The organism is Mycobacterium sp. 94-17 (assembly GCF_035617725.1).
Classification (GTDB): domain Bacteria; phylum Actinomycetota; class Actinomycetes; order Mycobacteriales; family Mycobacteriaceae; genus Mycobacterium.
In genome coordinates this window covers 1-11,557 of the sequence record NZ_JAPIYN010000032.1, presented here as the reverse complement: position 1 = coordinate 11,557, position 11,557 = coordinate 1, and the positions used below count along the sequence as shown (strand labels likewise).

Here is an 11,557-nt window from a genome sequence, read left to right as displayed (position 1 = left end):
GGGATGGTTGTGCTCGCAGGTAGTGAACACGGGACACCCCCAAACTTTGACTCATTCAATCCCCAGACTATGCATACCATAAGTATGGGAAAGACACCATAGTGAGTCGAGTCGGTATTTGGCCATCACGGGCGCCCCACGGTTGACCACCACGGTCTCCGGCGGCTGGTGGTACGTTCTGCGTCGCCTATACCCGCGAAAGCTTTGGACATCATCCGCTGAGGAACCCGATTGCCTGACCACGAGCTGACGGCGCGCGAGGCAGAGCGCATCGTCTGGGACGTGATCGTCGTGGGCGCCGGCATGGGCGGCGCGGCACTGGGCTACTCGCTGGCGCGGGCAGGCCGCACGGTGCTGTTCGTCGAAAAGGGGCGCTCCACACTGCCCGGAGCGTCCGGGACGATCCGCGCCGCGATACCGGAACTGGCCGAGCCGCGGGCGGGCCGTTCCGCCGAGGCCTACTACGACGCCCTGGCCCGGGCCGGACGGTCCACCGACGAAATCGAAGACGCCAGTGGGCGTTTCACGCGACGGTTCGTGCCGTTCCTCGGCAGCGGGACGGGCGGGTCGTCGGCGATCTTCGGCATGGTCTGCGAGCGCTTCTTCGCCCGCGATTTCACTCCCCGGGAAAACTTCCGCGACCCCGGCGACTCCACCGTGCCGGATGCGTGGCCGGTCACCTACGACCAGATGCGGCCCTGGTATGCCTCGGCCGAGAAACTGCTGGGGGTCCGCGGCCAGCCCGATCCCCTGCGGCCCGAGGCCGCCGAGGTCAATTTGCCTGCGGCACCACCGTTTTCAGCGGAAAACCAGCCGCTGGTCGACTATCTGGCAGCCCGCGGACTGCATCCGTACCACCTGCCGATGGCCTGCGACTACACCGACGGTTGCACGACCTGTCAGCTCTACCTGTGCCCCCGGTCGTGCAAGAACGACGCCGCCCGCAACTGCGTCTTGCCCGCCGTCACCCGGCACGGCGCCCACCTGCTGTCGGAATGCCGGGTGGTGCGCCTCGACGCGAACCGCACCCAGGTCCGGCGGGTGATCTGCGAGCATCACTCCACCACCCTGGCCCTGCGGGCCAAGGTGGTGGTGCTCGCCGCCGGTGCGCTGGCGACCCCGGCGCTGTTACTCAATTCCCGTTCGGTCGAGTGGCCGCACGGCCTGGCCAACGACTCGGACTTGGTAGGACGCAACCTGATGCGCCATCTGGCCGCCTCGTACAAGATCTGGCCGCCACGCGACCGGACGGTCGTGACCGACACCAAGGAAATCGGGCTCAACGACTTCTACTTCATGGACGGCCAAAAGTACGGCACCGTGCAGTCATTCGGGCCGGTGCCCCCCATCGAGATGATGAACAACCGCCCCGGTTGGTGGCCGAAAGCGCTGCGCCTGATGCACCCGGCGCACCGCCGGATCCACCAGCGGTTCTTCAGCGGCGGACAGACGCTGGCGGCGATCATGGAAGACCTGCCCTACCTGGACAACCGCGTCCTACCCAGCGACCGGCCAAGCCCGGACGGCCGCCAGCGGATGCAGATCCACTACCGTCTGCACGCCAGCGAGATCGAACGCCGCGCCGTCTTCGCGCAGCAGGTGACTCAGGCTCTGAAGCCGTTTCACAAAGTCATCCGGCGCAGCGCCGACAACAACACGGCCCTCGCCCACGCCTGCGGCACGTGCCGCTTCGGCACCGACCCCGACACCAGCGTTCTCAACCCACAAAACCGGGCACATACCGTGGACAACCTCTACGTCGTCGACGCGTCCTTCTTCCCGTCCAGCACCGGGCTGAATCCCAGCCTGACGATCGCGGCAAACGCCCTGCGCGTGGCCGCGCACCTGAACGAGGCGCACTTCTCCACGCGGCAATGCGTCGGATGACGCCGCGGGCGCCGTCGAATCCGGGCTAGGCCCACGTCCCGCTGCGCCGGTGCGCCAGCGCGGCGGCCTCCATCGCCAGCTTCTTGATAGACGGACGGAAAAGCACCTGGTTGGAGTACGCGTTGCAGTTGTCGAACGCCGTCCGGAAATCGTGCTCGCACGCCCGATACGCCTCGAAAATGCCATCCAGCCTGGCCTGATCCCACGGTTCGTCGCGCGCGGCCCGGCCCAGCGCCTCGTACACCGTGGACATCCAGGCGGTGCCGAAGCGGTCGGTCACCGCGCCGGAGTGTCGCTGGCGCCGAAAATCCGGCGTGAGAAACTCCGCGATGGCACCCTCATCAGGGTTGTTGAGGTCGATCGAGAGCGCTGCGGAAATGCGGCTCATCTCCCGGCGCCAGTCTTCGAGCAGATTGGTGTACTCGACGAACACTCGCGGCAAATCGCGCGTCTGCCTCTCGGCCAACAGGTTGTATTTCAGCCACAGCGCGCTCGTGAGCTCCGGCGAGGTCGGACCCGTGGCCGCCTGCGACGCGATGACCTCGTGTGGGTGACGCACCGCGATCACGGCCGTCGCGTCCAACCCGGCCAGACGCGCCGCCTCGAACCACATGTCCGACAGCACCGTGATCTGCGGGTCCTTGATCACCACGACCGGCGCGTGCGGCAGCCGATCGAGCAATGCGCGGATCTTGCGGATGTAGCCGGCCCGGTCTCCGGCACTGAACGCGCCTTCCTCCAGGAGGCGCAGCGACGGGTCGAATCCCGGGCTGCCGTGGCGACGCAGAATCGTCGCGTTGAGATGGAGGGTGTTGCGCGGCTCCCAAAAACCACGCGGATTGTGCCGGCTGGCGCCGACCATCCCGGCGGGAAGCGCGGCACCGCACAGGGACATGACCCGCGTGAGCGCCGACGTTCCGGACCGCCCGATGCCCAGGACAAACAGAATGACCGGCCTTGTCGGGGTGCGGGAACCGGCGGAATCTTGCGGGCGACAGGTGCCGGCACGCTCGGCCTGCTTGCTCGTCCCCCCGGTGAAGTTCATCTCCAGGCAATCCTTCCGATCGTCATGCGCAGAACCCACCAGAGCTTACGCAAGACCGCATCGGATTATAGGGATTTGCTCGTTGCCGGGTCGACCGTCGAGCCCGGGAAATTCCCTGCTAGAACCCCCTCAAGCGTCCAATGAAAGTTTGAGCTGTCGACCGTACATTTCGAGCGCTTCGGTGTTCATCATGTCGTCGTGCCGGCAATCGACCGCGTGCACAATTATCTCACCGGCAACATAAGGCCGCCAATTCTCCGGATCCGTTGAACGGGTTTCGTCCTCCCGGCGCGCGGCGGCGAATATGACCATATCGCCGTCGAACACATCGGGCACATGCTCCCGGAGATATTTGCGGTTGGCGTTGTGATTTCGAACCGCGAATTCAAAGATTGCCCGGGGGGGAAGGACATACTCCACCACCCCGCTGCGTTGCCGAATCAACTCTTCCGCCGTCCGGTAGGTAAGCGGCCCGAAGTGTTCCGGGATATCGATACGCGCAGTCCGCAAGAATAGTTCCAGCAGCCGGCGCTCGCCTTGATCGTCGTCTTCGACGGTGTGGCTTCCCTCAGCGCCAGTGGCATCGAGCACCGGGTCCAGCAGCACGAGTCGATCGACGGCACACCCGCGTCGGCGAAGCTCGATGGCCAGCTCGTGGGCGACGGGACCGCCGAAAGACCAGCCGAGCAGGTTGTAGGGCCCGTCCGGATACACGGCCCGGAGCCGATCCGCGTAGATCTTCGCCATGTCGCGAATCGATCCGATTTCGGCTTCGCCCTCTTGCGGCATTTGGTTGACACCGATAATCGGGCCATCCAAATAATCGATCAGACGCCGATACGCGTAGCTTTGCCCATTTCCTTCATGAATACAGCACAGGGGAATGCCCGTGCCCTCCTTGAGGATCTCGACGGGAACCAATTCCACCGCGCTATCGTGCTTGCCCAATTGTTGACTCAGGCCGCGCACCGACGGCGAATGAAATAGCGTGCGCACCGCAACCTGGGTGCCCAACGTCTTATTGATCACCGCAACCAGGCGCATCGCCAATAGTGAATCCCCACCCAATTCGAAGAACGAGTCCTCGACCCCGACCCGGTCCAGCCCGAGGACGTTGGCGTAGATGTCGGCGAGCAATCCCTCGACGGTGTTGGCCGGCGCGCAGTACCGATCCCCATCCCGATATTCCGGCGCCGGCAGGGCGCGCGTGTCCAGTTTGCCGTTGACCGTCAAGGGCAGCGCTTCCACGGTCATCACCGCGGCCGGCACCATGTAGCCCGGCAGCCGCTCGGCCAACGCGGTGCGCGCCTGGGCCGCGTCGACGGTCCCGGTCACGTAGCCGACCAGGCGTTTGTCGCCGGGACGGTCCTCGCGGGCGACCACCACCGCCTGCGTGACCCCGTCCAGCCCGGCCAGCGCCGCCTGCACCTCACCCAGCTCGATGCGATACCCGCGGATCTTGACCTGCTCGTCGGCCCGCCCCACATAGGCCAGCTGCCCGTCGGCGCCCCACGACACCAGGTCCCCGGTGCGATACATCCGTGTGCCAAGGCCGCCAAATGGGCACGCCACAAACCGCGACGCCGTCAATCCCGCCCGGCCAACATACCCGGCGGCCAGACCGTCGCCGGCCACATACAGCTCCCCGACCACCCCGGCCGGCACCGGACGCAGCCACCCGTCCAGCGCAAAGAAGCCGAGATGGGCCAACGGCACCCCGATCGGGCTGACGGGCCTGTCCACGTCGCCGTCAGTGATCCTGCGGATCGAGGCGTGCACCGTGGTCTCGGTGATGCCATACATGTTGATCAGTCGCGGTGCGCCCCAATGCTTTTCCAGCCACATCCCCAGGCGGTGGGGCTCCAGCGCTTCCCCGCCGAACACCACGGTCTCCAGCTTGAGCTGATCTCCCGCGTCGGGTGCCATCGCGTCGGCGGCTTGCAGCGCATAAAACGCCGACGGGGTCTGGCTCAACACGCTGACCTGCTCGGCGACCAGCAACGCGTGCAGGTCCTCCGCGGAGCGGACCACGGCGTCGGGCACCACCACGAGCCGTCCGCCGCCGAGCAGCGCCCCGAAGGTCTCCCAGACCGAGAAGTCGAACGCCAGCGAATGGCACTGGGTCCACACCTGGCCGGGCCCGAGCTCGGCGTCAAGGGAGTCCAGCAGCTGAGTGACGTTATGGTGTGTGATGGCAACGCCTTTGGGCGCCCCAGTGGTGCCCGAGGTGTAGATGACGTAAGCGATGTCGTCGGCCGCCGGAGCCGGCAACGGCGTGCACGGGTAGGTCTCGACGCGAGGGTCTTCGATATCGAGGATCAGCAACTCGTGCTCATCCAGCCGCGAGCAGAGGTCCGCGGTGGTGATCGCCATGACCGGCGCGGCGTCGGTGAGCATGAACTGCATCCGGGCCACCGGCTGCGCCGGGTCGACGGGCACATAGGCCGCCCCGGTCTTGAGCACCGCCAGCATCGCCACGATCGCCTCGCCCGACCGGGGCAGCAGCAGCGCCACCCGCCGGCCCGGGCCCGCCCCGTGATCGGCCAGCAGGTGCGCCCACCGATCGGCGGCCTCATTCAGCTCGCGATAGGTCCACGAGTGCCGGCCGCAGCTCAGTGCCACCGCCTGCGGCGCTCGGGCGGCCTGCGCGGCGAACAACGCCGGGATGGACGCGGAAATGATTGCGGGCCTTGACAATACGGCCCGATTGCCCCAGCGTTGCAGGCTGGCGTGCTCGGCGGCGTCGAGCACATCGACGGACGACGCCGGCCGGTTGGGACCGGCGGTCATGGCCACCAGCACCGTTTGCAGCCGCGCCATCAACACCGCGATGTCGCCCGCGCCGAACACGTCGGTGTCGTATTCCACCCGCAGGCTCAGCTCCTCGCCGGGCCCGGCCACCACCACGAGCGGGTAGTGGGTCGATTGGTGCACGGTGAATTCGGTGATGGCCACGTCGTGCTCGGCGGCCAGGGCGGTGGTGTCGACCGGATAGTTCTCGTAGACGAACAGGGTGTCGAAGAGCTGGTCGTGACCGGCGACGCGGTGGATCTCGCTGAGCGCGAGGTGGTGGTGCTCGAGGGTGTGGTTGTGGGTGCGCTGCAGCTGGTCGAGCAGCTCGGTGGTGGTGGCGTTCGGGCTGATTCGGGCCCGCACCGGCACGGTGTTGATCAGCAGGCCCACCATCGAGTCGGCGCCGACGACCTCAGCGGGCCGCCCGGAGACCGCGGTGCCGAAAGCCACGTCGTGATGGCCGGTGATCGCGCACAGCAGCTGGGCGAAGGCGGCCTGCAGCACGATGTTGATCGTGGTGTGGTGCGCGCGGGCCAATTCCGTCAGCGCCCGGGTGGTCTGCGCGGAGACCGCCAGCGACGCGACGCCTTGCGGACCAAGCCCCAACCGTTGCGGGGGGCCGATCAGGGTGGGGGTGTCGAAACCGGCCAGCACCTCACCCCAGGCCGCGGCTGCGGCTGCATGGTCTCGCGTGGCCAGCCAGTCGATGAATCCGCGATACGGCGCGGGCGCGGGCAGCTGGTGGCCGTAGTAGCCGGCAAAGATCTCACCCAGCAGGATCGGCGTCGACCAGCCGTCGAGCACGATGTGGTGGTTGGTGAGCACAAACCGGTATCGGTCTGCGCCGGTGCGGATGACGGCGGCCCGCAACGCCGACTGGTGGGCGAGGTCGCAGACCGCGGCGCGTTCGGCCGCGCGCACCCGCTGGATCTGCTCCTCGATGTCGGTGTCGTCGGCGAGGTCGACATAGCGCCAGGGTGCTACCGGGTCGGCCGGGATGACCTGGACCGGTTCGTCGAACCGGGCGCTGAACCGCGCCGCCAGGTGCGGATGCCGCGCCACCACGGTGCGCACCGCCTCGCGCAGCCGGTCCGCCTCGAGGGGCCCGGTGATGGTGAAGTCCAGCTGCACCGCATACACGTCGGTGCCGACACCCTGGGAGGTGTTGGCGTGGAAGAGCAGCCCTTGCTGCAACGGGGTCAGCGGCAACACATCGGCGATGTCGTACTGCGCGGACAGGTCGTCGAGCTGAGCCTGGGTGAGCCGGGCCGGGGCAACGTCGGACGGGGTCAATCCGCCCCCACCTGTGTTGACGTGCGCGCAGATCCCGGCCAGCGCCTCAAACCACAACCGGCCCAACCGCTCGACGTCGGCGCGGCCGAGCACCGAGGGTGCCCACGTCCAGTTGGCGTGCAGCACCGGGCCCTCATTGGTGTCGGCGGTGGCCGCGTTGAGTTCCACGGTGTGCGCCAACGGCATCGGGATCGCCGCGGTCGCCCCGGTCAACTCCAGCCCCTCCGGGCTGAGCTGCCACAAATCCTCGGAGAGTTCGGTGGCCGCCGCGCCCAGCCGGCCCAGGTAGTTGAACCCGAGCACCGGATCCGACCCGCCCAGCTCGACATCGGGGTTCAGATAGCGCAGCAACCCATAAGTGAACGGGTCGGGCAGGGCCCGCAGTTGCTCCTTGGCGTCCTTGATAATCGCGCCCAGCGCCGGGGCGCCTGCGCGCACCTGCGCCCAGTCCAGCCCGCTCAGGGCCAGCGCCACCGGGTATTTCGCGGTGAACCAGCCCACCGTGCGGGTCAAATCCAGCCCGGCGGCCAGCTCCTCCTCACGGCCGTGGCCCTCCACATCAATAGCGACCGGGGTGTCCCCGGCGGCCACGAACTCCGCCACCGCCATCCCGAACGCGATCACCATAATGTCGTGGATCCCGGCGTGAAACGCCGCGGGCACCGCACCGAGCAGCGTCCGGGTCGTCTCGACCTCCAACGCCATCGACACATGCCCCGCGCTGACAGCGGTATCCACTCGGGCTTGCGGTGCCGGCACAGCGGGTGGGGTCGCCGCGACCTGCCGCCAGGTTTCGGCCTGCTCTGTCACCTCGGGGCGGCGCGCGTGTTCGGCCAGCAGCCCCGACCAGCGGGCAAACGACGTCCCCGGCGCCGGCAGCGCGATCGGCTGCCCGTGGCGATGCTGGGCCCAGGCGATGTTGAGGTCTTCCAACAGGATTCGCCACGACACCCCATCCACGGCCAGGTGGTGGATGATCAACACCAACTGGGCGCTGCCGCTCACCCACAGCGCGCTGACCATCACCCCGGCCGCCGGGTTGAGCCGCTCCCGTGCTTCGACCAGCGCCGCATCGGACATGGCGTCCACGCTGTACAGGCACTCGCGCGCGTCCACCGATCCCGGCTCGGGCACGTGCAACGACCAGCCCTTAGACCCGTCGTTGAGGCGGGCCCGCAGCATGGCGTGGCGATCCAGCAGCGCCTGCAGCACCACCGCCACCTCGGGCCCGCCCACCCCGGCCGGGGCCTGGACCACCATGGTCTGGTTGAACTGATCGGTCGGGCCCTCTAAGGCGTGCAGCCACCCCATGATCGGGGTCGCCGCCACCGCCCCGACCCCGTCATCGGCCGGACCCGCGTCGCCGTCGGCCACCTTGACCACCCGGGCCAGCCGGGCCACCGTCTGCTCCACAAAAATGTCGCGCGGCCGACACGTCAAACCCGCGGCCCGCGCCCGCGCGACCACCTGCATCGACAGGATGCTGTCCCCGCCCAGTTCGAAGAACGAGTCATCGGCCCCGACCCGCTCCACACCCAACACCTGGGCATAGATCCCGGCCAGCACCTCCTCGATCAGGCCGTCCGGGGCCCGATACTTCCCGGCATCGCCGTACTCCGGGGCCGGCAGCGCGCGGGTGTCGAGTTTGCCGTTGACCGTCAACGGCAGCGCATCCACCACCACCACCGCGGCGGGCACCATATAGGCCGGCAACCGCTCGGCCAGTCCGCCGCGCACCGTCGCCGGATCGGCCGTCCCGGTGATGTAGCCGACCAGACGCTTATCGCCGGGGCGGTCCTCGCGGGCGACCACCACCGCCTGCTGCACACCCTCGAGCCCGGCCAGCGCCGCCTGCACCTCACCCAACTCGATGCGATAGCCGCGGATCTTGACCTGCTCATCGGCGCGGCCCACATACACCAGCTGCCCGTCGCCGTTCCAGGACACCAGGTCCCCGGTCCGATACATCCGCGCCCCGGTCCCGGCGAACGGGCACGCCACAAACCGCGACGCCGTCAGCCCGGCCCGGCCCACATACCCATACGCCAACGCACTGCCGGCCACATACAACTCGCCGACCACCCCGACCGGCACCGGGCACAACCACCCATCGAGCACGAAGAACCCGAGATGCTCCAACGGCACCCCGATCGGGCTCACCGGGCTGTCGATATCGCCGGGGAGGATCTCGCGTACCGAGGCATGCACCGTGGTCTCGGTAATCCCATACATATTGAGCAGCCGGGGCGATCCCGGATGCCGCTGCAGCCACGCCCCCAGACGCTGGGGTTGCAGCGCCTCCCCGCCGAACACCACCGTCTCCAACCGCAGTTGCCCGCCCTGCGCGACAGACAGCGCGTCCGCGGCCGCCAAAGCGTCAAACGCCGACGGGGTCTGACTCAACACAGTGACCCGCTCGGCCACCAACACCGCGTGCAACTCCTCGGGGGAACGCACCACCGCGTCGGGAACCACCACCAACCGGCCCCCACCCAGCAGCGCCCCAAACACCTCCCACACCGAAAAATCAAACGCCAACGAATGACACTGCGCCCACACCCCCGCCGCCGGCACCTGCGCACCCAACGCCCGCAACAACCGCGTCACATTCCCATGCGCAACCGCCACCCCCTTCGGCACCCCCGTCGTGCCCGAGGTGTAAATCAGGTATGCGACCTCCTCGGCGCCGGGCGCCGGCAGCGGGGTGCACGGATAGTCGAGCAGGCGCGGGTCATCGACATCGAGCACCAGCAGCTCGCACCCGTCCACCCGCGGACGCAACCGGGCGCTGGTGAGCACCGCCGCCGGAACGGCATCGCTCACCACGAACTCGAGCCGCGCATCGGGCTGCGTGGGATCGATTGGGACATAGGCGGCCCCAGTCTTGAGCACCCCCAACATCGCCACGATCGCCTCGGCCGAGCGCGGCAACACCAACGCGACCCGCTGCCCGGCCCGCACCCCGTGTTCAATCAGCAGGTGCGCCAACCGGTTCGCGGTCTCATCGAGCTGCCGGTAGGTCATCGACTGGCCATCGCAGCTGATCGCGATCGCCTCGGGATTGCGCGCGACCTGTTCGGCGAACACCGCGGGAATCGACACCCCGGTCACGGGGTGGGTCGCCACCGCCCGGTTCCCCCACCGATCCAGCCGGGCGTGCTCGGCATCGTCGAGCACATCGATCGAGGACAGTTCCCGGGCCGGATCCGCCGTCATCGCCTGCAATATCCGCTGCAGACGGTCGATCAGGGTCTCGATGGTGGTCGCGTCGAACACGTCGGTGCGGAACTCGACCACCCCACCGATCCCGGCCGGCTCGCCCGCCTCGGTCCACCGCTCCGCGAGGTCGAACACCAAGTCCATGCGGGCCGTCTGGGTGTCGGCCGCCAGCGGCGTGACCTCCAGATCACCCAAAGCCAAGCCGGTGGCCCGGCTACTGTCCTGGCCGGCGAAGTTCTGCCAGGCCAGCATCACTTGGATCAGCGGGTGATGGGTCAGGCTGCGGACCGGGTTGAGCCGCTCGACCAGCACTTCGAAGGGCACGTCCTGGTGTTCGTAGGCGGCCAGGCTGCGGGCCCGCACCTGGGTCAGCAGTTCGGCGACGCTGGGGTCTTCGCTCAGGTCGACCCGCAACACCAACGTGTTCACGAAAAAGCCCACCAGGTCATCGAGTGCGGGGTCACCGCGCCCGGCGATCGAGAATCCCACCGCCACATCGCGGCCGGCGCTGATCTTGCCCAACAACAGCGCCAGCGCGGCCTGGACCATCATGAAGCTGGTCGCGTTGTGTTCCCTTGCCACCCGCGCGATCCGCTGCTGCAACTCGGCCGGCCAGTCCACCGCCACCTTGGCCCCGCGATGATCCGACACCAACGGGTAGGGCCGATCGGTGGGCAACGCCACCCGCTCGGGCATCCCCGCCAGCGCCTGCTCCCAATACGCCACCTGCCCGGCAATCGCACTGCCGCTATCCGCCAAATCCCCCAACTGCGCACGCTGCCACAACGTGTAATCGGCATACTGCACCGGCAACGGCGCCCACCCCGGAGCCCGCCCGGCACACCGGGCGGCATAGGCCACCCCCAAATCCCGCACCAACGGCGTGATCGACCACCCGTCCGCGGCGATATGATGCACCACCGCCACCAACACATGCTCATCGGCACTGACCCGGAAAAGCCGTGCCCGCAAAGGAATCTCGGCCGCGAGGTCAAACGGATCACGCACCACCGCGTCGATCGCCTGAGCAAGTTGCCGCTCGGCCCAGTCTGCGGCATCCATGACGTTCCAATTCAGCTCTGCGTGCTCGACCGCCACGACCAACTGCCGGGGCGTTCCGTCAATCGCGGGGAACAGCGTCCGCAGGCTCTCATGACGGCCCACCACATCGGCCAATGCTTGGCCCAGCGCCTCGACGTCTAGGTGGCCCTGCAAGCGCAAGGCCACCGCCATGTTGTAAATCGCCGAGGGCCCCTGCAACTGGTCGATAAACCACAACCGATTCTGCGCAAACGACAACGGCACCACCGCCGGACGCTC

At 67.9% G+C, this 11,557-nt stretch carries 3 protein-coding genes; 1 reads left to right on the top strand and 2 read right to left on the bottom strand.

All coding sequences use genetic code 11. The features are described from left to right. Window positions 1-231 precede the first annotated feature (231 nt). Window positions 232-1,887 (top strand): GMC family oxidoreductase, encoded by a 1,656-nt coding sequence (locus tag OQ789_RS24830; protein ID WP_324688944.1) that lies wholly within the window; start codon window positions 232-234, stop codon window positions 1,885-1,887. Window positions 1,888-1,912: 25 nt separating this feature from the next. Here OQ789_RS24830 and OQ789_RS24825 read toward each other — a convergent pair whose 3' ends face one another. After that, on the bottom strand, window positions 1,913-2,818 hold the full coding sequence (locus OQ789_RS24825) for a sulfotransferase family protein (protein WP_324688963.1): 906 nt from the start codon (window positions 2,816-2,818) through the stop codon (window positions 1,913-1,915). 243 nt (window positions 2,819-3,061) lie between these two features. Continuing rightward, window positions 3,062-11,557, bottom strand: an 8,496-nt coding sequence (locus OQ789_RS24820; protein WP_324688942.1) for a non-ribosomal peptide synthetase, incomplete at its 5' end; no start/stop codon positions are given.